Origin of the sequence: Streptomyces sp. NPDC047917 (genome assembly GCF_043204345.1) — a bacterium.
Taxonomy (GTDB): Bacteria; Actinomycetota; Actinomycetes; order Streptomycetales; family Streptomycetaceae; genus Streptomyces; species Streptomyces sanglieri.
In genome coordinates, this window is record NZ_JBIDCA010000003.1 from 478,218 (window position 1) to 504,286 (window position 26,069).

20 protein-coding genes are annotated in these 26,069 nt (G+C 71.7%); 12 read left to right on the forward strand and 8 right to left on the reverse strand.

The annotated features are described in order from the left end of the window. Positions 1-16: 16 nt before the first annotated feature. Together ACGF8B_RS08970 and ACGF8B_RS08975 are read left to right on the forward strand one after the other, a co-directional pair. Positions 17-1,789 (forward strand): protein phosphatase 2C domain-containing protein, encoded by a 1,773-nt coding sequence (locus tag ACGF8B_RS08970; RefSeq protein WP_392736139.1) that lies wholly within the window; start codon positions 17-19, stop codon positions 1,787-1,789. Between the two features lie 65 nt (positions 1,790-1,854). Next, the gene (locus ACGF8B_RS08975) at positions 1,855-3,597 is read left to right on the forward strand and encodes a pyruvate dehydrogenase (RefSeq protein ID WP_392736141.1); all 1,743 of its coding nucleotides are present in this window, start codon (positions 1,855-1,857) and stop codon (positions 3,595-3,597) included. An 89-nt stretch (positions 3,598-3,686) separates the two neighbouring features. On the opposite strand, the gene ACGF8B_RS08980 is transcribed toward ACGF8B_RS08975, so the two are convergent. Further along, complete coding sequence (locus ACGF8B_RS08980; protein WP_392736142.1) at positions 3,687-6,806, reverse strand: alpha-mannosidase; 3,120 nt, start codon at positions 6,804-6,806, stop codon at positions 3,687-3,689. Between the two features lie 155 nt (positions 6,807-6,961). On the opposite strand from ACGF8B_RS08980, the gene ACGF8B_RS08985 reads away from it, so the two are divergent. The 7 genes from ACGF8B_RS08985 (at position 6,962) to ACGF8B_RS09015 (ending at position 13,993) form a co-directional block, all read left to right on the forward strand. Next, positions 6,962-8,170, forward strand: a complete 1,209-nt coding sequence (locus tag ACGF8B_RS08985; protein ID WP_392736144.1) for an NAD(P)/FAD-dependent oxidoreductase — start codon at positions 6,962-6,964, stop codon at positions 8,168-8,170. Further along, entirely contained in the window at positions 8,167-8,493 is a 327-nt protein-coding gene (locus ACGF8B_RS08990; RefSeq protein ID WP_392736145.1) for a (2Fe-2S)-binding protein, read from the forward strand. Before ACGF8B_RS08985 ends, ACGF8B_RS08990 begins: the two co-directional genes overlap by 4 nt. Beyond that, positions 8,474-9,940, forward strand: a complete 1,467-nt coding sequence (locus ACGF8B_RS08995) for an NAD(P)/FAD-dependent oxidoreductase (protein WP_392736147.1) — start codon at positions 8,474-8,476, stop codon at positions 9,938-9,940. Before ACGF8B_RS08990 ends, ACGF8B_RS08995 begins: the two co-directional genes overlap by 20 nt. 229 nt (positions 9,941-10,169) lie before the next feature. Beyond that, on the forward strand, positions 10,170-11,078 hold the full coding sequence (locus ACGF8B_RS09000; RefSeq protein ID WP_342286460.1) for a dihydrodipicolinate synthase family protein: 909 nt from the start codon (positions 10,170-10,172) through the stop codon (positions 11,076-11,078). Positions 11,079-11,233: 155 nt separating this feature from the next. Continuing rightward, positions 11,234-12,235: a proline racemase family protein gene (locus ACGF8B_RS09005; RefSeq protein ID WP_392736149.1), complete on the forward strand. Its 1,002-nt coding sequence runs from the start codon at positions 11,234-11,236 to the stop codon at positions 12,233-12,235. After that, complete coding sequence (locus ACGF8B_RS09010; RefSeq protein ID WP_392736150.1) at positions 12,232-13,176, forward strand: ornithine cyclodeaminase family protein; 945 nt, start codon at positions 12,232-12,234, stop codon at positions 13,174-13,176. The genes ACGF8B_RS09005 and ACGF8B_RS09010 overlap by 4 nt, the downstream gene beginning before the upstream one ends. An 88-nt stretch (positions 13,177-13,264) precedes the next feature. Next, positions 13,265-13,993 carry a GntR family transcriptional regulator gene (locus tag ACGF8B_RS09015; RefSeq protein WP_392736153.1) on the forward strand — a complete coding sequence of 243 codons (729 nt, stop codon included), beginning with the start codon at positions 13,265-13,267 and terminating at the stop codon, positions 13,991-13,993. A gap of 223 nt (positions 13,994-14,216) precedes the next feature. Here ACGF8B_RS09015 and ACGF8B_RS09020 read toward each other — a convergent pair whose 3' ends face one another. Beyond that, on the reverse strand, positions 14,217-15,695 hold the full coding sequence (locus ACGF8B_RS09020; protein ID WP_392736155.1) for an aminopeptidase P family protein: 1,479 nt from the start codon (positions 15,693-15,695) through the stop codon (positions 14,217-14,219). Positions 15,696-16,036: 341 nt separating this feature from the next. Here ACGF8B_RS09020 and ACGF8B_RS09025 point away from each other — a divergent pair, with 341 nt between their 5' ends. Next, positions 16,037-18,421 (forward strand): M9 family metallopeptidase, encoded by a 2,385-nt coding sequence (locus ACGF8B_RS09025; RefSeq protein ID WP_392736157.1) that lies wholly within the window; start codon positions 16,037-16,039, stop codon positions 18,419-18,421. A 99-nt stretch (positions 18,422-18,520) separates the two neighbouring features. Here the strand turns inward: ACGF8B_RS09025 and ACGF8B_RS09030 are convergent, their stop codons facing one another. Both ACGF8B_RS09030 and ACGF8B_RS09035 read right to left on the reverse strand, forming a co-directional pair. Beyond that, positions 18,521-18,910, reverse strand: a complete 390-nt coding sequence (locus ACGF8B_RS09030) for a barstar family protein (protein ID WP_392736159.1) — start codon at positions 18,908-18,910, stop codon at positions 18,521-18,523. Between the two features lie 95 nt (positions 18,911-19,005). After that, positions 19,006-19,404 carry a ribonuclease domain-containing protein gene (locus tag ACGF8B_RS09035; protein WP_392736161.1) on the reverse strand — a complete coding sequence of 133 codons (399 nt, stop codon included), beginning with the start codon at positions 19,402-19,404 and terminating at the stop codon, positions 19,006-19,008. A 313-nt stretch (positions 19,405-19,717) separates the two neighbouring features. On the opposite strand from ACGF8B_RS09035, the gene ACGF8B_RS09040 reads away from it, so the two are divergent. Next, positions 19,718-20,161, forward strand: coding sequence for an ATP-binding protein (locus tag ACGF8B_RS09040; protein WP_392736487.1), 444 nt, complete (start codon positions 19,718-19,720; stop codon positions 20,159-20,161). Between the two features lie 79 nt (positions 20,162-20,240). Here the strand turns inward: ACGF8B_RS09040 and ACGF8B_RS09045 are convergent, their stop codons facing one another. Both ACGF8B_RS09045 and ACGF8B_RS09050 read right to left on the reverse strand, forming a co-directional pair. Then, entirely contained in the window at positions 20,241-21,317 is a 1,077-nt protein-coding gene (locus tag ACGF8B_RS09045) for a DUF2637 domain-containing protein (RefSeq protein ID WP_392736163.1), read from the reverse strand. A gap of 192 nt (positions 21,318-21,509) precedes the next feature. After that, complete coding sequence (locus tag ACGF8B_RS09050; RefSeq protein WP_392736165.1) at positions 21,510-22,358, reverse strand: (2Fe-2S)-binding protein; 849 nt, start codon at positions 22,356-22,358, stop codon at positions 21,510-21,512. Between the two features lie 146 nt (positions 22,359-22,504). On the opposite strand from ACGF8B_RS09050, the gene ACGF8B_RS09055 reads away from it, so the two are divergent. Next, positions 22,505-23,248, forward strand: a complete 744-nt coding sequence (locus ACGF8B_RS09055) for a GntR family transcriptional regulator (RefSeq protein WP_392736167.1) — start codon at positions 22,505-22,507, stop codon at positions 23,246-23,248. Between the two features lie 64 nt (positions 23,249-23,312). Here the strand turns inward: ACGF8B_RS09055 and ACGF8B_RS09060 are convergent, their stop codons facing one another. Continuing rightward, complete coding sequence (locus tag ACGF8B_RS09060) at positions 23,313-24,098, reverse strand: hypothetical protein (RefSeq protein ID WP_392736169.1); 786 nt, start codon at positions 24,096-24,098, stop codon at positions 23,313-23,315. 162 nt (positions 24,099-24,260) lie between these two features. Beyond that, the gene (locus ACGF8B_RS09065) at positions 24,261-26,012 is read right to left on the reverse strand and encodes a PucR family transcriptional regulator (RefSeq protein ID WP_392736171.1); all 1,752 of its coding nucleotides are present in this window, start codon (positions 26,010-26,012) and stop codon (positions 24,261-24,263) included. Between the last annotated feature and the right edge of the window lie 57 nt (positions 26,013-26,069).

Sequence of the window (26,069 nt, forward strand, 5' to 3'; positions counted from 1 at the left end):
GGTCGACAATAAGGGCATGAGTCAGCAGGGGGAGAAGCCCGCCGCCAACGAGGACGACTGGTGGCGGAGGCTGTACGACGAGAGCGCCCGGGACACCGGGACGAGCGACGCACCCGACAGTCTCGACGACCGCTTCGACTCGGCGTCGGACGCGGTGAGGCCGGGCCGGGCCGGAGCCGGTGCCGGGGGCGGGGCTTCCGGAGGGGGATTCGATGGTGGGTTGGGGAGCGGTGCCGGGAGTGGGTGCGGCGGTGGGCTCGGCGTAGCGGCCGGTGACGGAGCCGGCGGGCGTGCGGGGGCGCCTTCCGAGGTGAAGCCCGGGGCGGACCCGGTGGTGGTGTCCCGGCCGGTGCGGGAGGAGACCGTACGGGAGCGGGCTCCGTGGGAGCCGCCTGCCGCTGCCCCGGCCGGCCCGACGCCGCCGCGTACCTTCGCCGTGCCGGCGATTCCGGTGGATCCGCCGCTCCCTTCGCCTGCGCCTCCATCGACGTCCGAGCCGGTGTTTGCGCCCGCGTCTGCGCAGGCCGTGGAGCCGCCGCCGGTCGCGCCGCCTCCGCCCCCGGCGCCGCCTCTGCCCAGGCGGCCGGTGGCCGCGAAGCCCTCCGCTCCACCGCCACCCGCCGGCGCGCCCATCACATCCGTCACATCGGTCACATCCGCGGCGTCCGGCACACCCGCCGTATCCGGCACACCCGCTGTATCCGTCCCACCCGTGCCGGAGGCGGAGCGTGAAGCCGGCTCGGTCGTCCGTCCCGTGATCGGCCATGTGGGTGATCGGCCGCCCACCTACGACCCCGAGCCCACCGCGCTGCCCCCCACCGTCCCGCAGGAGCTGGACGGCCTGGTCGCCGACACCGTGCTCGACGGTGCCCGATACGGCACCTACACCCTGCGCGCCGCCTCCGTGCGCGGGGACTCCGCGCGGTTTCGCGGCGAGCCCCGCCGCGATGCGCTGCTCACGGCGCGCTTCGGCACCGACGAACGCGCCCTGGTCCTGGTCGCCGTCGCGACCGGGGCCCGCGCCGCCGACTCGGCACACCTGGCGGCGGCCGATGCCTGCCGCTGGATCGGCGCAGCGGTCGGCCGCAGCCACGTCCGGCTCTCCGAGGACATAAGGGCGGGCCGCCGCGGGGAGCTCAAGTCCGGGCTCAACCGCCTCACCGACCGCACGTACGGCAAGCTGCGGGCCCGCGCCGCCGAGCTGGGGGTGGAGCCGCAGCAGTACACGGCGGGGCTGCGCTGTCTTCTGCTGCCGGCGGATCCGGACTGCCGTACACGGGTCTTCTTCGGTGTCGGGGCCGGTGGTCTCTTCCGGCTGCGCGGCGGAGTCTGGCACGATCTCGAACCTGAGATCCCGGCAGCCGGGAACGTCGCCGGGGACATCGGGGGCGCCGGGACCGGTGTCACGGACCCCGGGCCCGGGTTCGGGGCTCCGTCACACGCGGGCGGGGCGGAAGGCGACCACCTCACCACGGACCCGGCCGCCACGACGCCTCCGGGCCCGTATGCCGAGTCTCCGCCCGACCCACCTGCCCCGCCCGCCCCGCCCGCCCCGCCCGCAGAACCGTTCCGCTTCCGGGGGTCGGTGGCCCGGCCGGGCGACGCCCTGCTGCTGTGCGGCCCCGGGCTGGCCGAACCGATGCGCGGCGAGCCCGCCCTGGCCGAGGAGCTCGCCGCACGCTGGATGACCGAGGAGGCACCTGGGCTCGTGGCCTTTCTCGCGGACATCCAGCTCCGGGTGAAGGGGTACGCCGACGACCGTACGGCTGCGGGCGTCTGGGAGGCGTAACCGCGTCCGCCATGGGTTGATGGATGCGGAGTCCGGAAGCCGAAGCGCGGAAAGGGTACGCACCCATGGCCAAGCAGAACGTGTCGGAGCAGTTCGTCGACATCCTCGTCCGGGCGGGCGTCAGGCGTATGTACGGTGTCGTCGGCGACAGCCTCAACCCGGTCGTCGACGCGATCCGCCGCAACCGGGCCATCGACTGGATCCAGGTCAGGCACGAGGAGACCGCCGCTTTCGCCGCCGGCGCGGAGGCCCAGGTCACGGGCGAGCTGGCGGCCTGCGCGGGATCCTGCGGTCCTGGCAATCTGCACCTCATCAACGGCCTCTACGACGCCCACCGCTCCATGGCACCGGTGCTCGCCCTCGCCTCGCACATCCCGTCGAGCGAGATCGGGCTCGGCTACTTCCAGGAGACCCACCCGGAGCTGCTCTTCCAGGAGTGCAGCCACTACAACGAGATGATCTCCAACCCGCAGCAGATGCCCCGGCTGCTCCAGACCGCCATTCAGCACGCGATCGGCCGGGGCGGGGTCAGCGTCGTCACGATGCCGGGTGACATCGCATCGCAGCCCGCCCCGGAGAAGTCCATCGAGCACGCGCTGGTCACCTCGCGGCCGACGGTCCGGCCCGGTGACGAGGAGATCGACAGGCTCCGCCGGATGGTCGACGAGGCGAAGCGTGTGACATTGTTCTGCGGCAGCGGCACGGCGGGTGCCCACGCCGAGGTGATGCAGTTCGCCGAACGGGTGAAGTCCCCGGTCGGGCACGCGCTGCGCGGCAAGGAGTGGATCCAGTACGACAACCCGTACGACGTCGGCATGAGCGGTCTGCTCGGCTACGGCGCCGCCTACGAGGCGACCAACGAGTGCGACCTCCTGATCCTGCTCGGCACCGACTTCCCGTACAACGCCTTCCTCCCGACCGATGTGAAGATCGTCCAGGTCGATGTGCGCCCCGAGCACCTGGGCCGCCGCTCCAAGCTGGATCTGGCGGTCTGGGGCGATGTCCGCGAGACCCTGCGCTGTCTGACGCCGCAGGTGAAGGAGAAGACCGACCGCAGGTTCCTCGACCGGATGCTGAAGAAGCACGCCGAAGCGCTGGAGGGCGTGGTCAAGGCGTACACCCGCAAGGTCGAGAAGCACATCCCGATCCATCCGGAGTACGTCGCCTCGGTGCTGGACGAACTGGCCGACGACGACGCCGTGTTCACCGTCGACACCGGAATGTGCAATGTGTGGGCCGCGCGATATCTCACCCCCAACGGCAAGCGCCGCGTCATCGGATCGTTCAGCCACGGCTCGATGGCCAACGCACTCCCGCAGGCCATCGGCGCCCAGTTCACCGACCGGAACCGTCAGGTGGTCTCGATGTCCGGCGACGGCGGATTCACCATGCTGATGGGCGACTTCCTGACCCTGGTGCAGTACGACCTGCCGGTGAAGGTCGTGCTGTTCAACAACTCGTCCCTCGGCATGGTCGAGTTGGAGATGCTGGTCGCGGGACTGCCGTCGTTCGGCACGGCCAACAAGAACCCGGACTTCGCCGCGGTCGCCCGCGCGTGCGGGGCGTACGGCGTGCGGGTGGAGAAGCCCAAGCAGCTCGAAGGCGCCCTCAAGGAGGCCTTCAAGCACAAGGGCCCCGCGCTCGTCGATGTCGTCACCGACCCCAACGCCCTCTCCATCCCACCGAAGATCAGCGCCGAGATGGTGACCGGCTTCGCGCTCTCCGCCAGCAAGATCGTGCTGGACGGGGGAGTGGGCCGAATGGTCCAGATGGCCCGCTCCAACCTGCGTAACGTGCCCCGCCCCTGAACGTACGCCGCCGCCGCACGGGCCCGCCCCCGAACGTGCCCTCCGCTGAACGAGGGCCCGGGAGGGGGCGGTGCGGTGTTCCGCAACCGTCACGCCGGGGTCAGGCGCAGCGTCAGGATCTGGAACGGCCGGAGCGACAGTACGAGACCGTGCTCGTCGGTGTCCGCCTCGCGCAACGGCTGTTCCAGCAGGTCGGTGACCTGGGCCCGCACGACGGGGAAGCCGACCCGCAGGGTGGTGCCGGCGCGGCCGCCCGCCGACTCGTAGAGCCGCACGATCACATCGCCGCCGCGGTCCTCGGCGAGCTTCACCGACTCCACCGTGACCGCCGGATGCCCCGTGTCGACCAGCGACGGCAGTACCGGTGCCACCGCCGCCCGCAGCGGCAGGTTGAGCGCGAGCCCTTCCCGTACCGCGTCGGTGATCCCGCCGCCCGGCGCCAGCGCGTACCTGAACCGGTGCCGGCCGAGGTCGGTCTCCGGGTCGGGGCTGTGCGGGGCGCGCAGCAGCGTCAGCCGTACCGTCGTGCCCAGCCCCGAAGGGTGCGGGGTCCGGGTCACGTCGTGCCCGTACGTCGAGTCGTTGAGCAGTGTCACGCCGTACCCCGGTTCGGCGACCCGCAGCCAGCGATGGGCGCAGATCTCGAAACGGGCGGCGTCCCAGCTGGTGTTGTCGTGCGTGGGGCGGTGGACATGGCCGAACTGGATCTCGGAGGTGGACCGTTCGGCGTGCACATCGAGCGGGAAGGCCGCCTTGAGGACCTTCTCCGACTCCCGCCAGTCGATCTCGGTGTCGATGTCGATCCGACGGCTGCCGGCGCTCAGCCGGATCTCCTGTGTGACATGTGACTGCCCGAAGGACCGCCGGACCCGGACCGCGGCCCGCAACGGCCCCTCCTCCACCAGGTCGACGGAGTCGGCATCGGTGAGATCGGTCCGGGTGCGGCGGTAGTGCCGGTCGATGTCCCAGGCGTCCCAGTGGTTGGGGTGGTCCGGGTGCAGCTGGAGAAGGTTGGCCCGGTGGCCGGGGACGAGGACGTCCCGCCCCGCGCCGAGATCGCGGACGGCGGCGATCAGCCCGTCGGCGTCGATCACCAACCGCAGCAGCCCGTTGTCGAGCACGAGACCCCCGTCCGCGGAACCGGTCGCGGAGACCGGGTGCCCCGGCGCCGCCGAGCCGTTCAGCGGACCCGCGCCGAGCCCGGGTGCCTCGGCGGGCACCACCGTACGGCCGTCTCCCAGGTGCTGCACCTGCGCGCCGGACGGCAGTACCGCACTCGCCTCCGGGTCCAGCTCGACCACTTGACGGCGTTGGTACGGCGACGAGTTGAGCGCCACCAGCCCCTTGGCCCCGCTCAGCGCGGCCACCGCGTCCGCCACCAGATCCGCCAGTTCCGACCGCACCCGCTCGTAGGTCTCGCGGGCCTCGCGGTGCACCCAGGCGATCGACGAGCCGGGCAGGATGTCATGGAACTGATGCAGCAGGACCGTCTTCCACAGCCGGTCCAACGCCTCGTACGGATAGTGGTAGCGGTGTCCGGGGTCGCGCAGTGCCGCCGTCGTCGCCCACAACTCCGCCTCCCGGAGGAGGTGTTCGCTGCGGCGGTTGCCCTGTTTGGTCTTGGCCTGGGTGGTGTACGTGGCCCGGTGCAGTTCCAGGTACAGCTCGCCCGACCAGACCGGAGCCCGCGCCCCGTACTCCTCCTCGGCCGCCGCGAAGAACGCCGCCGGCCGCTCGACGGTCACCTTGGGGGAGCCCTCCAGGTTCCGGAGCCTGCGCGCCTTCTCCAGCATCTCGCGGGTGGGGCCGCCCCCGCCGTCGCCCCAGCCGAACGGGACGAGGGAGCGAGTGGCAGGCCCCTTCTCGGTGAAGTTGCGTTCGGCGTGGGCGAGTTCGCTGCCGTGGAACTGTGCGTTGTAGGTGTCCACCGGCGGGAAGTGGGTGAAGACCCTGGTCCCGTCGATGCCCTCCCACCAGAAGGTGTGATGTGGCATTTTATTGCTCTGGTTCCAGGACAGCTTCTGCGTCAGGAACCATTTCACCCCCGCGAGCCGGGCCAGCTGCGGGAAGGCCGCCGTGTAGCCGAAGGTGTCCGGCAGCCAGATCTCCTCGGTCTCCACTCCCAGCTCCTGCCGGAAGAACCGCTTGCCGTGCACGAGCTGCCGGGCCAGCGCCTCACCGCCGGGCATGTTGGCGTCGGACTCCACCCACATCGACCCGACGGGCGCCCACTGCCCGTCGGCCACGGCCTGCTTGACGCGCTCCCAGATGTGCGGCTGGTGTTCCTTCACCCAGGCGTACTGCTGTGCCTGCGAGGCCGCGAAGACCAGCTCCGGATAGTCCCGGGCCAGCGCGGTGACATTGGCGAAGGTGCGCGACGCCTTGCGCACCGTCTCGCGCAGCGGCCACAGCCATGCCGAGTCGATGTGCGCATGACCGGCGGCCGAGATCCGGTGCGCGCTCGCCGCGGCCGGGCGGGACAGCGCTTCGGCCAGCTGCTCCCGGCCGGCCCGCGCCGTTCCCGCCACGTCGTGCAGATCCAGCGCGTCCAGCATGCGTTCCAGGGCGCGCAGGATCTCGTGGCGCCGGGAGCGTTCGACGGGGAGTTCCCGCATCAGTTCGCAGAGCACCTCGATGTCCAGGACAAGATGCCAGACCTCCTCGTCCAGCACCGCCAGGTCCGCGGAGGCGAACCGGTACAGCGGCCGGTCGCCGGCCGTCCGCACGTCCCCGAGCCGTGTCGGCGCGAAGCCGTGTTCCAGCACGGCGGGGTTGGCCGCCGCCTCCAGCAGCAGCTCGACGGGCTCGCCGCCCGCCGCCGGGGCGGCCACCGTCAGATGGCGATTGCGCGGATGGATGCCCTTGAGCGGGACGCCGCTGGTGTCGTACAGCATGCCCTCGGCCTGGAACCCCGGTCCCTGACCGGAGAAGCCGGGATCCACGACGACCTCGGCCCGGCGCCCCGCCCACGTTGCCGGTACGGTCCCCTCCAGCCGGAACCAGCTGGTGGACCAGGGTTTCCCCCACTCGGTGCCGGTACGGAACGGCTCGAACGGTTCCCGGAGTACCCGGTCCACCGGGACGGGGTCGCCGGGGATGTGCCGGACGGAGAGTGCGAGCGGCGTGCGGGCCGGGTACTGGGCGGGGCGGATGAACTGGTGAAGGGCTCGTTCGAGGCGGTCCTCCACCACGGTGCGGTCGTCGTGCATCACGGCTCCAAGCGGTCGGCGCCTTCGGGGTTCATGGCTCCACTTCCCCGGCTGCCGATCCGGCACCCCCGCGGGCGGTGCGGGGGAGTGATGGTTGATCAACTGGCCCTGTGCGCACCCTTGGCGACCCTTGAGCAATGTGACATATTACTGCCGTGCTCACGAGACGCCCCCTGGATGTCGTCATCGTCGGGGCCGGAATGGTCGGCGCCGCCTGCGCCTACTACACCTCCCGGTCCGGACTCTCCGTAGCCGTCGTCGACCGAGGGCCGGTGGCCGGCGGTACCACCGGAACCGGCGAGGGCAACCTCCTGGTCTCCGACAAAGTGCCCGGACCGGAACTGGAACTCGCCCTGCTGTCCGCCTCCTTGTGGCGGCGGCTGTCCGAAGAACTGCCCACGGGCATCGAGTACGAACTCAAGGGCGGTGTCGTCGTCGCGGCATCCGGGAAATCCCTGGCCGCCCTGACCGGCACGGCCGATGCCCAGCGGGCGGCGGGTGTCGAGGCGTACCACGTCACCTCCGACCGGCTCCGCGACATCGAGCCCCATCTCGCACCGGACCTGTCCGGTGGCTGCCACTACCCGCAGGATGCCCAGGTCCAACCGGCTCTGGCCGCTGCCGAGTTGCTGAGCGCCGCCAGGAGGGCGGGTGCGCTGGTGCGCCCGGGGGAGGAGGTGACCGGGATCCTCCGGGACCGGAAGGGCGCCGTACGCGGGGTCCGCACGGCGCGGGGTGAACTGCACGCCCCCGTCGTGGTCAACGCGGCGGGCACCTGGGGCGGCGATCTGGCCGCGCTGGCCGATGTGAACCTGCCGGTCCTGCCGCGCAGGGGGTTCGTGCTGGTCACCGAACCACTGCCCCGGCTGATCCGGCACAAGGTCTACGCCGCGGAGTACGTGGCCGACGTGTCGAGCGGGTCCGCGGCGCTCCAGACCTCGCCGGTAGTGGAGGGAACGCCCGCGGGGCCGGTGCTCATCGGGGCCAGCCGCGAACGGGTCGGCTTCGACCGGACCTTGTCCGTCGAGGTGATCTCCCGGCTGGCGGCGGGCGCCGCCGCGCTCTTTCCCGCGCTCGCCGACGTACGGGTGATGCGCGCCTACCACGGATTCCGCCCCTACCTGCCCGATCACCTCCCGGCGATCGGGCCGGACCCCAGGGTGCCGGGGCTCTTCCACGCCTGCGGCCACGAGGGTGCCGGGATCGGGCTGGCGCCCGCGACCGGACAGCTCATCGCCGACGCGATCCGGGGAGAGCGGCCCGCACTCGACCTCGGACCCTTCGCCCCCGATCGGTTCGACCACATGCCATGTCACATGAGGGTGGAGAGCGGGGCGCCCCCGCCCCAGGAGAGGACCCAGTGAGACGCACCCGCGCACGTACCCCCGCCGAACTCGTCGGGGCCGCGCCCGAGACGGAGTTCCAGCTCACCTTCGACGGCCGCCCGGTCCGCGCGCTGCCGGGCCAGACCATCGCCGCCGCACTCTGGTCGGCGGGCATCCTGACCTGGCGCACCACCCGGGTGAACGGGCGGCCGCGAGGCGCCTTCTGCGGGATCGGCGCCTGCTACGACTGTCTGGCCACCGTCAACGGCCGGCCCAACCAGCGCGCCTGCCTGCTGCCCGCGGCACCGGGCGACGCGGTAGTGACGCAGGAGGGGGACGGCCATGCCGAACTCGACCGATGAGCCCGGGGCGCGGGAGACCGGCCACGTCGAGCTCGCCGTGGTGGGCGCCGGACCGGCGGGCCTCGCCGCGGCCGTCACCGCCGCCGACCACGGGCTCGACGTGGTCCTGCTGGACGCGGCCGCCGCACCCGGCGGGCAGTACTACCGCAGCCCGGCCGACGGACTCGGCGCCACCCGGCCCGGGGCCCTGCACCACGGCTGGCGCACCTTCACGGAACTCTCCGCCCGGCTGGCCGCACACCGCGACACCGGCACGATCCGCCACCTCACCGGCCACCAGGTGTGGACGGTCGAACGAACCGGTGACGGCGACTGGATCCTGCACGCGGTCACCGGGGCGGACGAGGAGATCCGCACCGCTGTCCGGGCCCGGCGGATGCTCCTCGCGACCGGCGCCCACGAACGCCAACTGCCCTTCCCCGGCTGGACACTCCCAGGCGTGGTGGGCGCGGCGGGGGCCCAGGCGATGCTGAAGTCGGGGCTGGTGCTGCCGGGAAGAAGGATCGTGGTCGCGGGCAGCGGGCCGCTCCTCCAGGCGGTCGCCCTCTCGCTGACCCGCGCGGGGGCACAGGTCCCGGCGCTGGTCGAGGCCGCCGGCTACGGGGCGTACGCCCGTGCTCCCCGGGTGCTGGCGGCCAACCCGGGCAAGGCGGCGGAAGGGGCCCGGTTCGCGGCGGAGCTGGCCCGCGCCCGGGTGCGGGTGCTGAGCCACCGGGCGGTCACCGAGGTGCACGGGGACGAGCGGGTGGAGGCGGTGACCGTCAGCAGGGTGGACCGCCGGTGGCGGCCCGTCGCCGGGACCGGCCGCCGGATCCCCTGCGACGCGCTCGCCGTGGGACACGGGCTGATGCCGCAGCTCGACCTCGCCGTGGCAGCCGGCTGCGATACACGGCCCGGCCCCGACGGCACGCACGCGGTCACCCTCGACGAACAGCTCAGGACCACCGTTCCCGGAGTCTGGGCGGCCGGCGAGACAGGTGGCGTAGGGGGCGTCGAACTCGCCTTGTCCGAGGGCGAGTTGGCGGCACTCTCCATCGTCCGCGAGGTCCGGGGCGGAGTGCGGAGGCGGGAGGCCCGCAGGGCTGTCGCGCTGCACCGCTCCCGCCGTCGTCTGCGGGCCTTCGCCGATCTGATGGGGGCCGTGCACCGACCGGGGCCGGGCTGGCGCGAGTGGCCGGCCGACGGGACGGAGGTGTGCCGCTGCGAAGAGGTCGGCGCGGGCCGGATCCGCACCGCGTGCGAGGAGCTGGGAGCCGGTGACACCAGGACCGTCAAACTGCTCACCCGGGCCGGGATGGGATGGTGCCAGGGCCGGACGTGCGGATTCGCCGTCCGGGAACTCGCCGCCGCGCACGGCGGTGGACAGGAGCCGGGCGGACCCGACCGGCGCCCGCTGGCCTGCCCGGTGAAACTCTCCACCCTCGCCGGCCTGTCCGGTCCCGGGTAGGCCGGGTCCGGACCACCCCCAGGGGCGCTCTGCGCGCCGACCGTTGTGCCCTGCCCCGAGTCCTTCCTTCCAGCTTCCGCGTTCCCTTCCGTTTCTGCGGTCTCGCGTTCTCACCGTTTCGCACCACTGCGGTCTCGCGTTCCCGCCGTTTCGCACCACTGCGGTCTCGCGTTCCCGCGGTTCACGTTTCCGCCACACCGTGACATGTCACACCTCTCAAGGAGCCACTATGCAGACGAACACCGACTCGCGCACCCGTCCCTGGCACGGAGTCATGGTCGCCACCCCGATCACCCTGCGCGACGACTGCACCATCGACTACGACGCCTACGCCGACCATGTACGGCAGCTCATCGAGGCGGGCTGCGACGGGGTGGTGCCCAACGGCTCGCTGGGGGAGTACCAGACCCTGACCGACAGCGAACGCGAGCAGGTGGTCCGGGTCGCCGTCGAGGCCGCGGGCGACGGCAACCGCGTCATGCCGGGCGTCGCCGCCTACGGCAGCGCGGAATCGAGGCGCTGGGCGGAACAGGCCGCGGCGGCGGGGGCCGGCTCCGTGCTGCTGCTGCCGCCCAACGGGTACCGCTGCGAGGAGGCGGCGGTGCGCGCCCACTACGCCGATGTGGCCGAGGCCGGGGTGCCGGTCGTCGCGTACAACAACCCGTACGACACCAAGGTGGACCTGACGCCGGGGCTGCTCGCCCGCCTGCACCAGGACGGCAGCATCGTGGCCGTCAAGGAGTTCAGCGGTGACGTCCGCCGGGCCTATGAGATCGCCGAACAGGCCCCCGGGCTCGACGTGCTGGTGGGCGCCGACGACGTACTTCTGGAACTGGCGCTCGCCGGGGCCGTCGGCTGGATCGCGGGCTGCCCGAACATGCTGCCGTCCTGCTGTGTCGAGTTGTACCGGGCCGCTGTCACCGGTGACATGGCAACCGCCCTGCCGCTGTACCGGGAGCTGCACCCGCTGCTCCGATGGGACTCGAAGCCGGAGTTCGTCCAGGCCATCAAGGCGTCCATGGACGTCGCCGGACGCCATGGGGGCCGTACCCGGCCGCCGCGGTTCCCCCTTCCCGCCGACGACGTGGCCGCCGTACGCGCCGCGACGGAGAAGGCGCTGGCCGGGGGCCTCCACTGAGACCGGGGGCCTTTGCCGGGGCCGGTGCGCGGCCGCAGCAGAGGCGGGGCCGGCCGTACGCCCGGACGGAGCGCGCGGCCCGGCCCCTTTCGCCAAGACCCGTTCCGTCCGCTTCCAGTGTTCTTCGTGTCCGACCCGACCAACCAGGGGGAGCCTTGCAGACACGTCACATTTTCCATGCCGTCGACTCACACACCGAGGGCATGCCCACCCGGGTCATCACCGGAGGCATCGGCACCATCCCCGGTACGACGATGGCCGAGCGGCGCCTCCACTTCCAGCAGCACCGGGACGCCGTGCGCACCCTGCTCATGTACGAACCGCGCGGCCACGCCTCGATGAGCGGCGCGATCCTCCAGCCGCCCACCCGGCCGGACGCGGACTACGGCGTCCTGTTCATAGAGGTCTCCGGCTATCTGCCGATGTGCGGGCACGGCACCATCGGGGTGGCGACCGTTCTGGTGGAGACCGGCATGGTGGAGGTCACCGAACCCGTCACCACCGTGCGGCTGGACACCCCGGCCGGGCTCGTCAGCGTGGACGTACAGGTGAAGGACGGCGCGGCGACCGGGGTGACCCTGACCAACGTTCCGGCGTTCAGCGTCGCGCTCGACCGGACGGTGGACGTGCCCGGCCACGGGGCGCTGCGCTACGACCTCGCCTACGGCGGCAATTTCTACGCGATGGTGCAGCTGTCCGACCTGGGGCTGCCCTTCGACCGGGCCCGCAAGGACGACATCCTGGCCGCCGGACTCGCTCTGATGGACGCGGTCAACGCCACCGAGCGGCCCGTCCACCCCGAGGATCCGGACATCCACGGTCTCAAGCACGTGCAGTTCGTCGCGCCCGGGTCCGACGCCCGCCACTCCCGGCACGCGATGGCCATCCATCCCGGCTGGTTCGACCGCTCGCCCTGCGGGACCGGCACCTCGGCACGCATGGCGCAACTGCACGCACGCGGTGAACTCCCCCTGGACACCGACTTCGTGAACGAGTCGTTCATCGGCACCTCGTTCACCGGGCGCCTGGTCCAGGAGACCACCGTGGGCGGGTTGCCGGCCGTCGTCCCCACCGTCACCGGCCGCGCCTGGATCACCGGTACCGCACAATTCTTCCTGAACCCGTCCGACCCCTTCCCCGAAGGATTCCTGCTGTGAACCTCCCCCTGCTCGGCGCCGACGACATCCAGGCCCTGGGACCCACCGGAGCCGTGGACGCACTGGAGGCGGCGCTGAGCGGGGGACTGGATCCGGAGACGGCCCCCGCCCGGCACCATGTCACGGTGCCCGGCGGGGAGCTGCTGATCATGCCCGCCACCACACAGCAGGTGACCGGCGTGAAGATCGCCGGGGTGGCCCCGGACAACCCGTCCCGCGACCTGCCCCGGATCACCGGAAGCTATCTGCTGCTCGACGCACCCACCCTGCTGCCGCTCGCCCTGCTGGACGGGGCCGCGCTCACCACCCTGCGCACCCCGGCCGTGTCCGCTCTCGCGATCCGCCACCTCACCGGCCCCGTCGTGCATCATCTGGTGCTCTTCGGGACGGGCCCCCAGGCGTACGGACACCTCGACGCGGTGCTCGCGGAACGTCAGGTCGAACGGGTCACCGTGGTCGGCCGCACCCCGCACCGGGCCGAAGCACTGGCGGCGCACGCCCGCCGCCTCGGCGTGGACGCCCGTACGGCGCAGGCGCCCGGCGACCGTGAAGTCGCCACGGCCGATCTGGTGCTCTGCTGCACGACCTCCGCCGTCCCGCTGTTCGACGGTGACCTGGTGCCGGACGGCGCGACGGTCGTCGCGGTGGGTTCCCACACCCCCGATGCCCGGGAGGTCGACACAGCTCTGGTGGCACGCTCCGCCGTCGTCGTCGAATCGCGGTCGGCCGCGTTGTCGGAGGCGGGCGACCTGCTGGTCCCGATGGCCGAGGGAGCCTTCCGGGCCGAGGACATCCACGCCAACCTGGCCGAACTGGTGACGGGACGCGCTCCCGGCGGAGCACCGGCCGGCTTCGGGGGACCACGGTTCTTCAAGAGCGTCGGAATGGGCTGGGAGGACCTCGCCGTCGCCGCCGCGGTGCACCGTGATTCGGCGCCCTGAGCGAGTTGTCCACAGCCTCGGAGCGATGGGCCCTGACCGAATCGTGCCATTGTATTCTGAGGCCCCGCACGGCGCTGGAGGAACAGATATGGCCCGCCTGACGACGCTCAACGCCATCTCCGCGCAGGAGCACTTGCGTGACCAGGTGGCAAATGCCCTCAGGGCGGCCCTGATCGCGGGCGACCTCCGGCCGGGCATGATCTACTCCGCCCCCGCGCTCGCCGCCGACTTCGGAGTGTCCGCGACCCCGGTGCGCGAGGCCATGCTCGACCTGGCACGCGAGGGCCTGGTCGAAGCGGTGCGCAACAAGGGCTTCCGGATAACGGAGTTGACCGAACAGGACCTCGACGACTTCACCGAGCTGCGGGTCATGATCGAGGTCCCCACCATCGGCCGCATCGCCCGGATGGGCCGGACCAGGGAGCTGGAGGCGTTGCGTCCGCTGGCCCAGGCGATCGTCGCGGCCGCAGCCGAGCACGACATCATCGGCTACCTGGAGGCCGACCGCCGCTTCCATCTGGAACTGCTCGGCCTGGCGGGAAACCGCCGCCTGGTGGAGGAGGTCGGCAATCTTCGCAAGCGATCGCGTCTCTTCGGACTCAACCGGCTCGACCAGTCCGGTCTGCTGGTCACATCGGCCGAGGAGCACGCCCAGCTGCTCGACGTTCTGATCGCGGGCGACGCGGAGCGTGCCGAGAGATGCATGCTCTCGCATATGTCACATGTCAGAAATCTCTGGGCCGAGGAGGAGGCCGCCGAGACCGCGGCGGAAGGCGAGCGGATCCGAAGAGTGTCGCTGCCGGCCGCGGAGGCCTGATCCGCCGATTCCGTCCGGGGGCTGCGTAGCCCCAGGAGCCCCAGGAGCCCCAGGAGCCCCAGGAGCCCCAGGAGCCCCAGGAGCCCTGGGCTCAAGCGGCTCACGCGGCTCCCGGAGCCCTGGGCTCATGGAGCCCTTGCAGGATCCTGCCGCCGGACGTTTCGACGCGCCGCTCAACGACCGCCCGACGGGCAGTCGTTGAAACGGTGCGCAGGGTCCTGGCTCAGTCCCGGGACTCCAGTAGCGTGGCCATCCACTCCTCGATGCCGTCGGCGGTGCGGGGCAGCGCCGACGACATGAGACGGGCACCGTCGGCCGTGATCACGAGGTCGTCCTCGATCCGCACCCCGATCCCGCGCAGCGATTGGGGCAGCGTCTCGTCGTCGGGCTGGAGGTAGAGCCCGGGTTCCACCGTCAGTACCTGACCGGGCTCCAGGAGTCCGTCCAGATAGGCCCCGGCGCGCGCCTGTGCGCAGTCGTGCACATCCATGCCGAGCATGTGACCGCTGCTGCAGAGCGTGTACCGGCGGTAGAAGCCGTTGTCCGGGTCGAGCGCCTCGTCCACCGACATCCGCAGCACGCCCCACTCGTGCAGCCCCTCGGTGATGACCCGCATGGCGGCCAGATGGAAGTCGCGGAACCGCGCCCCGGGACGCAGGGCCGCGATGCCGGCCTCCTGTGCTGCCAGCACCAGCTCGTAGACCGTTCGCTGCACCGGGGAGAAGCGGCCGGACAACGGCAGGGTGCGGGTGATGTCGGCGGTGTAGAGCGAGTCGGTCTCCACCCCGGCGTCCAGGAGCAGCAACTGCCCCTGTTCCAGCGGGCCGTCATTGCGGGTCCAGTGCAGCACGCAGGCGTGCGCTCCGGCGGCGGCGATCGTGGCGTAGCCCGGTCCGTTCCCCTCCGACCGGGCCCGGAGATCGAAGACGCCCTCGATCCAGCGCTCGCCCCGCGGGTGGCGCAGCGCCTGCGGCAGGCTTCGTACCACGTCCTCGAAACCGACCGCCGTCGCGTCGACGGCCTGCTGCAACTGTCCGGCCTCCCAGGGGTCCTTGACGAGCCGGAGCTCGCTGAGCACCGCTTCGAGCCCGGCCGGTGCCGAGCGCCCGAGCGGGAACGCGCGGCAGGTACGCAGGAGTTCATCGACGGACGGGTCGACCCCGGACAGCACCCGGACCGGCGGCTGCGGCCCGGTGAGCAGCTTCTCCCAGGCATCCGGATGCGCGCAGCGGATGCCGGTCAGCCGGGCCGCCTCCGCCAGGTCGGGCCTGCGCCCGACCCAGAACTCGCCGTATCTGCGGTCACGGTAGAACTCCTGGCCGGTGCGCGGCGACCGGGGCCGCAGGTACAGCACCGCCTCGTGCCGCTCGTCGCCGTCCGGTTCCAGGACGAGCACGTGACCGGCCTGGTCCTCGCCGGTGAGGCCGGTGAGCCAGGCGTATCCGGTGTGCGGCCGGAAGCGGTGGTCAGTGTCGTTGGAGCGGACCGCGAGCGCACCGGCCGGGATGATCAGGCGCTCACCGGGGAAGCGGGCGGCCAGCCGGGCGCGGCGGGCGGGGGTGGCGCCGATGGAGGGGACGCGAAGGTCCTCCGGCAGCGGGGACTCGGCCCACCCGGTGCCCATGAAGGCGTCCAGGGCGGGTGACACCGGCAGGTCGTGGCTGCCGGTGCGGGGCGCGGAGAAGGAACGGGACACGGGCATTGCTCCTCGGGGGCTCTGTGGGGCCGGGACCGGGGCCGGGATTCCGGCTCTCCGGGGACGCGGTGGTGGGTGGCGCGATGGTCGAAAGCCGGTGATGGCGGCCGGTGCGCTCGGGCCACGTGTCATGTCCCGTGCTGCGACGAGAAGTTGTCGCGCGGATGAATGTGCGCGAGAGGGGTTCCAAAGAACATGTGACATGTGCCATTGTACAGCGCGCAAGAGGGCAGGACGCGTGTTCATGTCACGACGTGAGTGCAGTCGGACCCGTCCCGTTCCGGCCCCTTGCATTCCCCCACAGCCGCGCCCTGTCGCGCGGTCACCACTCCGCTGGGAGGCGGCACGTGAAGAACCCGAGGGTTCGAGAGAAGATAACCGGATTGTCCACTGTGGTCCTGGCGGCATGCCTGGGCGTGGGACTGTTCACGGCACCGAGCCAGGCCGTCGAGCGACACCCCGCCGTGTCGACCGTGACCCCCCACTCCTCGGACACCGCCAAGAAGGGGGCACAACCCCGGACCGAGGAGCCCGGCGGCCCCACCGCCGAGTCGCTGACGGCACCCGCCGACGATGCCGCTCACGTCCGGCGCAAGCCGCTCGAAGCCGCCGACCAGCCGCCGCTGTCCGCGTCGAAGGACGCGCTCAAGCGGGACTACGACGACCAGGCCACCGCGCTTCCGAGCCACCAGGCACCTTCGATGAAGGCCGAGAAGCGCCGCGCCAAGAAGCTCGGCAGGGCCGCGGCCGAGTGCAACATCACCGATTTCACCAACAACACCGGAAGCGCCCTGGTCGAGAAGGTCAAGGCGGCGACCACCGACTGCGTCAACACGCTGTTCCGCATCCAGGGCCAGGACGGCTACAACGCCTTCCGCGAGGACCAGATGGTCACCGTCGCCGATGCGATGCGCGACGCGTCGGCCTCCTACCCGGGTGACGACAGCACCGGCATGCCCCAACTGATTCTGTTCCTCCGGGCCGGCTACTTCGTCCAGTACTACGACCCCGACACCGTCGGGGAGTACGGGCCGCGCCTGCGCACGGCCATCCAGGGCGCGCTCGACGGCTTCTTCGGCTCCTCGCACGCCTTCGACGTCACCGACGCCAACGGCGAGAGCCTGTCCGAGGCGATCATCCTCGTCGACAGCGCCGAGCAGAACGCCCGCTACCTGAACATCGTCAAGAAGATGCTGGCCGGCTACGACGAGTCGTACAACGACTCGTGGTACATGCTCAACGCCGTGAACAGCGTGTACACGGTGATGTTCCGCGGTCACCAGGTGCCGGAGTTCATCACCGCCGTCGAGGCCGACCCCAGCGTGCTGACCTCGCTGCACGACTTCGCGGCGAACCACCTCGATCTGCTGGGCACCAAGAATTCGTTCCTGGCCGCCAACGCGGGGCTGGAGCTCGGTCGTTTCCTCAAGGAGGACTCGCTGCGCGACAAGGCGAGCCCGCCGGCGATCGACCTGATGGGCAAGAGTTCCATCGACGGTCCCACCGCCCCGCTCTGGGTCAACCTGGCCAAGATGGTCGACGCCTACGACAAGGACAACTGCGCGAAGTACGACGCCTGCAACCTCGCGGAGCGTCTTGAGAAGACCGTCCTGCCGGTCAAGCACACCTGTAGCGACAGCATCACCATCCGGGCGCAGGACATGGCTGCGGCGGAGCTGGAGGCCAGCTGTACCAGTCTGAACAACCAGGACTCCTACTTCCACGAGGTGGCCCGGGACAACGGCGCGGTCGCCGATGACAACAACAAGACCATCGAGGTCATCGCCTTCGACTCCAGCGCTGACTACCAGACCTACGCCGGCGTGATCTTCGGTATCGACACCAACAACGGCGGCATGTACCTGGAGGGCGACCCCAAGGCCGAGGGCAACCAGCCCCGGTTCATCGCCTACGAGGCCGAGTGGGCCCGTCCCGACTTCCAGATCTGGAACCTCAACCACGAGTACACGCACTACCTCGACGGCCGCTTCGACATGTACGGCGACTTCGAGGCCGGAATGACCACGCCGACCGTGTGGTGGGTCGAGGGCTTCGCGGAGTTCGTCTCCTACTCGTACCGCAAGGTCACCTACGACGATGCCATCGCCCAGGCCGCGAACCGCACCTACCCCCTGAGTACCCTGTTCGACACCACCTATGAGAACGCCGACCAGACCCGCGTGTACAACTGGGGCTACCTGGCCGTCCGTTACATGCTTGAGTCCCACCGCTCGGACGTCGACACCCTGCTCGGTCTCTACCGCAAGGGTGACTGGGACGGTGCCCGCACCCTGCTCACGTCGACCATCGGCAACCGTTACGACGCCGACTGGAACACCTGGCTGGCCGCCTGCGCGGCCGGTGCCTGCGGCGGCGGGTCCACCAACCCGCCCGGCGAGATCACCGAGTGCAAGGCCGCCGACACCAGGATGCTGGACCGGAACTGCATGCGCAGCGGGCTGAAGGCCGTCAAGGGCGACTACGCCTACCTGGCCGTCGTCATCCCGGCCGGCACCACCCAGCTGAAGATCACCTCGTCCGGAGGCACGGGTGACGCCGACCTCTACTACAGCTCGCAGGACTGGGCGACCACCGAGGTCAACACCGACAAGTCGGCCGGGGCGGGCAACGAGCACACCCTGACCATCAACAACCCGGCGCCGGGCTACCACTTCATCAGCCTCTACGGCAACGAGGCGTTCGACGGCGCCAAGGTCACCACCGAGTTCTGATCCCTACGACCCCCATGGTGTCGGCCGGCCGAGTGGTGATGCCGCTCGGCCGGCCGGCGCCGTCACGCCGGCCGGCGTCCACCGGTCACGGCGCGGGACTCACGAGAGCAGCAGCCTGTCCGGGGCCGCACCGTCGGTCAGGACCGCCACGATCAGATCGAAGAGGGTCGGGCCCCGGCCCGCCAGGGCCTCGTCCAGCCGCTGCTGGACCGCCGCCCGGTTCGTGGGGTGAGTCCGGTCCAGGCTCTGCCGCAGATGCCGTGCTGTCTCCTCGTGGCCCAGGGCCCGCGCGGAGGCGGCGTGGTCCCGCCACTCGAAGGTGAAGTCGCCGTCGTCAGGCGTGCCCATGCCACCGCCGAGACAGTCCGCGAGCGCGTCGAGGTTGCGGCCGAAATACCCGCCCGGTCCGTTCACCGCCTCGCCGATCACTGTCCAGAACTGCTCCAGGCCGGTGACCCGGGAGCCTTCGATCACATAGGTCACGGTCATGGGTGGAGGGTACAAGTCCATCCACTTCTCCGGGTCCGTTGATCCGCGCCGCAGGTGGGGGGCTACGGCGCGGATCGGTCCGGAGGGGCCGGGCTTCAGCAGCCCTGGTCGATCAGGTCGAAGGTGGCGTAGTGGTCACTGGTGTAGTAGTCCTCCTGCGACCGCTCGCCCGTGACGACCCGACGTGCGCCACGGGTGGGGGAGTTGGGCGTGATGACCGTGTACTCGTGGTAGTAGCCGGTGCTCTGGCCGGGCAGGACGCCTTCCCGGTTCTGGAAGACGGTGCCGTCCTGGGAGTACGGGAACGGTCCGCCCGCGTCGATCAGATCGAGGGTGTCGTGGGCCTGGGAGGGCAGCGCCGAATAGCAGATGCTGCCCACCGAATCGGTGGACGGGGTCGAGGCGGTGGCCGCGGTGACCGGGCCGCCGACGAGCAGGGCGGACAGGAGGGCGGCTGCGCCACCGAGCGTGGTGATCCGTGGGGGGATTCGCATAGCCACCATGATGACGCGCGTAGACATGGTCCCGTCAACGCCAACCGATGTGAATTTTTTGGAAGTTAACCCGGGGGTAGGAAATGTGACGTGCAGATGTCCGGAGGTCCGCGGGCCGGATCCGCTCCTCTGTTCACTTATTGATGAGTCGACAAGCGTGGCGGCCCGTCTGTGGGGCATGCATCCCGGTGAACGTGTTTCCGCGAAGGAGTCCGACGAGCAGCACACACCCGGGGAAGCCGGGACCACGAGCAGGGGGCGATGCACTGTGCGGGCGGGGGAGACGATGGAGCGTCAGGGAGATGCCGATTCCATGAAGGGCGAGGCCGCGCACGAGCCGGGGGCACACGAGCGGGGGTCGCGGGACCGGCGGCCGGTCCGGCTGCACCGCAGACTGGCCCGCACCGACCTGGCGTCCGTGAGCGAAGTCAGAGGCGCGTTACGGGAGTTCCTGCGCTACCGGTGGAAGGAGGAGCCGGCTCAGGTGGCGGAGCTCCTGCTCAGCGAGCTGGTGACCAACGCACTGATCCACACCCCGCACGGCGCGGTCGTCACGGTCAGCATGGCGCCCGCCAGGTTGCGGGTGGAAGTGCGGGACTTCGTGTCCGGACTGCCGCTGTCGTACGTACCGGACGCCGACGACGGTACGCACGGCCGGGGGCTGCTCCTGGTACGGAGCCTGGCGGACGCCTGGGGCGTCGGTGCTCACGCACTGGGCAAGGTCGTCTGGTTCGAACTGGACGGCGAAGGAGCCTGACCCGGCGTCAAGAGCGGCACCGGGACAGCGAAAAGCCCTGACGGACCGGAAGGTACCGGGCCGTCAGGGCTTGCCGGCTTCAGCCGAACTGCTGCTCCAGATCCTTCAGTTTCTGCTCCAGCGAATCGAGCCGGGGCAGCGCCTGGGTGTCGTCCTCGGCGGTCAGGTCGACGGTGACCGGATCACCGGTGCTCCGGTCCGAGCCGCCGGTGCTCGGACCCGTCACGGCTTGCAGGGATGGCCGGGGGCGCAGAGGCAGTTGTCCCGGCTCGGATATGGCGGGCTCCACGACGGACTGCGCGGAGCCCGGCGAGGCGGGGAGGGCCTGGACGTCCACCTGGGTGCCGCCCCGGCCGACCCGGCGCCAGGCCCGGTTCTGCCGGTTCAGCGCCTTGATGTGGGCCCGGTCCAGCTTCTCCTGGTCCTTCCTGCGGAGGCGGTTCTGCTCCTTCTCCCGCCTGTCCTCACGTACCTCGTCGACCGCCTCGTCCAGGGTGCGTACGCCCTCCAGCAGCATCAGCGACCAGGCGCCGAAGGTCTCCCGGGGGGCGCGCAGCCACCGTACGATCCGGATCTGCGGCAGCGGGCGGGGCACCAGGCCCTGCTCGCGCAGCGCGGCCCGGCGGGTCTGCTTCAGCGCCCGGTCGAAGAGCACGGCCGCCGAGAGCGACATCCCCGCGAAGAAGTGCGGGGCGCCCGCGTGGTCGATCCCGCGCGGCGCGTGCACCCAGTTGAACCAGGCGGCGGCACCGGCGAACGTCCATACGAGCAGGCGCGAGCCGAGCGCCGCGTCACCGTGGCTGGCCTCGCGCACCGCCAGTACGGAACAGAACATGGCCGCCCCGTCGAGGCCGAACGGGACGAGGTACTCCCAGCCCCCGGAGAGGCCGAGGTTCTGCTCGCCGAAGCCGACGAGCCCGTGGAAGGAGAGCGCGGCGGCGACCGCCGCGCAGCAGAACAGCAGGACGTACGAGGCGGTGGCGTACATGGCCTCCTTGCGTCTGCGGCGCTCCTCGCTGCGTTCCCAGCTGTCGTCGGCCGCGGATGTGTCAGCGGCACGCTTGCCGCGTGCGACCACCGCCACCGCCGCCAGGACTCCCACGAGCAGCACGGCGCCCGGAAGCAGCCAATTCAGCGATATGTCGGTCAGTCTCATGCGCGGTCCCTTGCATTGCGTAGGGCATTTCGGGCGCCATGATTGCCGAAACCCCCTCATGCGCACGGGGGTTTCGGGGCAAGAGAACGCCATTGGGTCGGCACGGCGTACGGATGACGGGGATCCGGTCGAATGACTGTACGCGGCCGATGAGTTGCGTTCGAATTGTACTACTCGCGCGAGTGGTGTTGATCAGTGAGCGGGTGTCAGCTTCCGCACGCGGTCGGCGTCGCAGGTACGAGGGCACGTGACGCAGGTGTCCTCGGGGCGCAGCGTGTAGAAGAGGCAGCAGCTCGCCCGGTCGCGGGTGGGCAGCGACTCGCCGTTCGGCCCGGTCAGTTCACGGAAGCCCGCGTTCCCGACGTACGGCTTCGTGGTGCCCGGCAGCAGCGCCTCCAGCTCCGCCATCGCCCGCCGCTCCTCGCCGAGCAGATGGGCGACGTACCAGAGGCCCTCGACGATCTCGTCCGTCGCCATGCCCCACAGCGCGCGCCGGCCGCGCCGCATCCGCGGTCCGAAGCCGTCGAGCACCGGCCCGATGTGGTCGGCCACCGCCGCCAGCACCTCGGCCCGCAGCGCGGCCTCGTCGGGCACCACCCGGGCGCCCGGCAGTACCGCGGCGGGATCGTCCGGCAGGCAGGCGAACTCCTTCACCCGGAGGGTCAGATGGCCCAGTGCCCGCTGGAACGACACATCCGCGACGGGGACCCGGGGCACCCGCCGGTGCAGGAACCAGGGCACCGTCACCAGCAGACAGGCGGGCCAGGCGTAGCGGTGCAGTCCGAAGCTGGCGACCACGTCGGGGCGGGGCTGCTGCCCGTAGTCCCGGACCACCTGGGCGTGGTCCCAGTCGAGGAAGGCGTCGAGCGCCGCGCCCCCGGCCGCGAGCTCGGCCGCGCCCACCCAGCCGGCACCGCCGGGGGCGGTCTCGCCGTCCGTCAGCACCTGGGCACGCAGGCCGGGAAAGACCTCCGCGAGGCGCGCGTACGCGTCCGTCACGGCGGACGCCGTGGTGCCGGGGAGCAGGGCGGGGAGTGTCATGCAGGGACCACCGAATCGCGACCGTTTGCAGGTTAGCCTTACCTTACCCGAACGGATCGATGTTTGAACTGCGGCGTCCTGCGCCTATCGTGCACAAGGGGCATGGCGCACGCGAGCCGCGCCCACGGCAGGCCGAGGAGGTCCGAGTGGAGCAGGGCAGAGCGCGTGAGGCGTACGGGACCGCCGCCCCCGCGACCGCCCCGGCGGTCGTCCGGGTGCCCGAACAGGCGCGCGGCGAGCACACCCACAGCGAGCCGCCCGCCCCGCGGCCGGCGGTGCAGCGGCACTCCGTTCGCGGCCAGGTCCTGGAGGCGCTGCGCGCCGCGCTGGTCGACGGCCGGCTGGTGCCGGGCCAGGTCTACTCCGCTCCGGCCCTCGGCGCCCGGTTCGGGGTCTCGGCCACCCCGGTCCGCGAGGCGATGCAGCAGCTGGCCGTCGAGGGCGCCGTCGAGGTCGTGCCGAACCGGGGGTTCAGGGTGTCCGAGCGGGGCCCGCGCGAACTCGCCGAGCTGGCCGAGGTGCGGGCCCTGATCGAGGTCCCCGTGATGCTGCGGCTGGCCCGTACCGTCCCGCCCGGCACCTGGTGCTCCCTGCGCCCGCTGGCCGATGCCACGGTGGCCGCCGCGGCCGTCGGCGACCGGGCGAGCTACGCCGAGTCCGACCGGGCCTTCCACGGCGCGGTTCTCGGGCTCTGCGGCAACGAGCAACTGGTGACGGTCGCCGACGAGCTGCACCGCCGCTCCCAGTGGCCACTGGAGAACAACCCCGCCGCCCGCCGCGCCGATCTCCTCGCCGACGCCGCCGAACACACCGCGCTGCTCGACGCGCTGATCGCCCAGGACCTGCCCGTCGTCCAGTCGCTCGTGCGCGAGCACTTCGCCGGCGCCTGACCGCCCGGCCGGGTGCCGGCCGCGGTCCGGGTCCGGCCGGGCGATGACCGGCCGGACCCCGGGCTCAGTTCGCCCCGACGGCCTCCGCGGGCGGCGGGTCCAGATGCGGGGCCAGCCACGTCGGTACGCCGCCGAGCAGCCGGAACAGCCGGCCCGCCTCGGCGCGCAGCCGGGTCGCCAGCTCCGGCTCCGGCTCGGAGTCCGCGAGGGCGATGAGGGCCGGGGCCGTACCGATCAGATAGCCCAGCTCCTCCCTGATCCGCAGGGACTCCGCGAAGCCGTGCCGGGCCTCCGCCAGTTCGCCCTCGCGCAGGGACAGCAGGGCGAGGTGGCGCCAGGTGGAGGAGAGCAGCAGCGCGTCGCCCTGGGCGGTGGCCCCGGCGTGGGCCCTGCGGTACGCGGCGCGCGCCGCCTGCGGCGAATCGGCGATGTTCTGCGCGATCAGGCCCCGCCGGAAGTCCAGCAGCGGGCGGCCCGGTGCGGACGGGGCGAGCAGTGCCGCGGCCCGGCTCAGGGCGACGCTGGCCTCGTCGGCCCGGTCCCGTACCCCGAGGAGTGTCGACGCGTAGGCCAGATGGCCGCGTTCACAGGCGGCCGCGCCGCGTTCGGCGTCGTCGTGGGCCAGCGCCTCCGCGGTGCGCAGCGCGTCCTCCGCGTCGGTCCAGCCCTTTCCGGTGTACAGGCACCGTTCGGTCAGCAGGGCGGTCCGCTGGAGCGCGGCGGCCGGATCGGTGGCGGCGCCGGGTTCGAGCAGCGCGGCGGCGTCCGTCCAGCAGGCGCGCGACCGAAGCCGCCATACCGCTGTCTGGAGCGGCGGATCGTCATCTGCTGTCGTTCCGGAACCAGACATGGCGGTATGCGCCACATTGCCCTCCCCGAGCGCGCCATCGAGCTGTTGAGTCTGGCGGCATCTCAGCACGGATCCGCATGCCGGGCCAAGGGTTCGTTCAATCTCAGGTGAAAGTTTTCACAAACGAACAGGGCGGCCAACAGCCGTGACAGGCCCGGGAAATCAGCTCATACGCAGGGCGAGGAAGAAATCGAGCTTGTCCTCCAGCCGCGAAAGATCGCGTCCCGTCAACTGCTCGATTCGTCCGACCCGGTAGCGCAGCGTGTTGACGTGCAGGTGGAGCCGGGCGGCGCAGCGGGTCCACGAACCGTCGCAGTCCAGGAACGTCTCCAGCGTGGGGATCAGCTCCGCGCGGTGGCGCCGGTCGTAGTCACGCAGCGGATCGAGCAGGCGTGCGGTGAACGCGCGGCGCACGTCGTCCGGCACGAACGGCAGCAGCAGCACGTGCGAGGCCAGTTCGTGGTGGCCGGCCGCGCAGACCCGGCCGGGGCGGGCCGCCGCCACCCGGCGGGCGTGCCGGGCCTCCTCCAGGGCGCCGCGCAGCCCCTCGGGCGAATGGACGGCCGCGCTGACACCCAGGGTCAGCCGCCCGTCGTCGGCGAGGCCCGCGGAGAGCGGTTCGCGGACGGCGGCCAGCAGCACATCGGCGTGGAGCGCCGGATCCCGGTCCGGCCCCTCGGCGCGCTCGCCGTCCCGGTCCGGTACGGGCGCGGCGACGGCGGGCAGCGGTACGAGGGCGACGGCCTCCTCGCCCGTGTGGGCGACCGCGATCCGGTCCGCCGAGTCGGGGCCGGAGACCGCGGGGTCGACCAGGATCTCCTCCAGGAGCGCCTGGGCGACCGGGCCGCCCGCGATCTCGGAACCGGAGGTCCCGGAGCCCGCCTGGGCGCCGCCGGCGGCCCGGCCCTCCGCGTCGCTCCACTCGACCCGCGCCACCACCACCTGCCAGTGCGGCGCGCTCCCGAGCCCCGGCAGCAGCACCGGGGCCGCCACCCGCAGCCTGGCGGCGATCTCGGCCGGCGGGGCACCCGTCTGGACCAGCTCCAGGACCTCCTGGGCGAGCCTGCGGCGTACCGTGCGCGCCGCGTCGCGGCGGTCCCGCTCGACGGCGATCAGCTGGGTGACACCCTGGAGCAGGTCCAGCCGGGCCGGCGGCCAGTCGCTCGCGTCCGCCTCGACCGCCAGCAGCCAGTCCGAGAGCACCGACTCGCGGACATCGCGGGAGGCCGGAAGGGCGCCGCGGCCGGTGTTCCGGATCGGGAAGAGCGAATACGCGGTGCCGTCGACCGTGGCCCGGTGCGGGGCGCGGCGGCCGGTGCGGGTGGCTGCCAGATGGTGGCCGGCGAGCGCCGCGCCGACCGGGCCGGGCAGTGACGTTTCACCGGCGCCCGCGATCTGCCGGCCGGTGGGGGAGAGCACCCAGGCGTGCAGGTCGAGGTCGGTCCCGAGCAGATCGAGCACCACCTCGGGACCGCCACCCGCCGGCCCCGAGGTCATCAGCCTGCGGTGCCGGTCCACGACCGCAGCCAGATCGCCCGCCCGCTCCCCGGACACCTGGCGCACCACATGCTCGGTGATCGTTGCGAACGCGACGGTCTCATGGACGGCGAAGAGTGGCAGCCGGTGCCGGGCACAGGCCTCCACCAGATCGGCGGGGATGTCGCCGAGCTCCGCCTCGCCCGCCGCGAGCCCGGCGACACCGGCACCCGCCAGGATCCGTACGAACGGCTCCGAGTCCGCCGCGTCCCGGCGCCAGGCCAGACCCGTGAGGACCAGCTCGCCGCCCGACAGGTAGCGGCTGGGATCCCGCAGGTCGGTGGTCATCACGCCGCGGACCGAACGGTCCAGCTCGTCCTCGCCGCCGAGCAGCCGCAGGCCCAGCGCGTCGGTCTCCAGCAGTGCGCGCAGCCGCATCTCGTCGCCGCCGATCTCTTTCGTTGGTGCGGGTGAAAACTGGGTATTGCGGTGAGG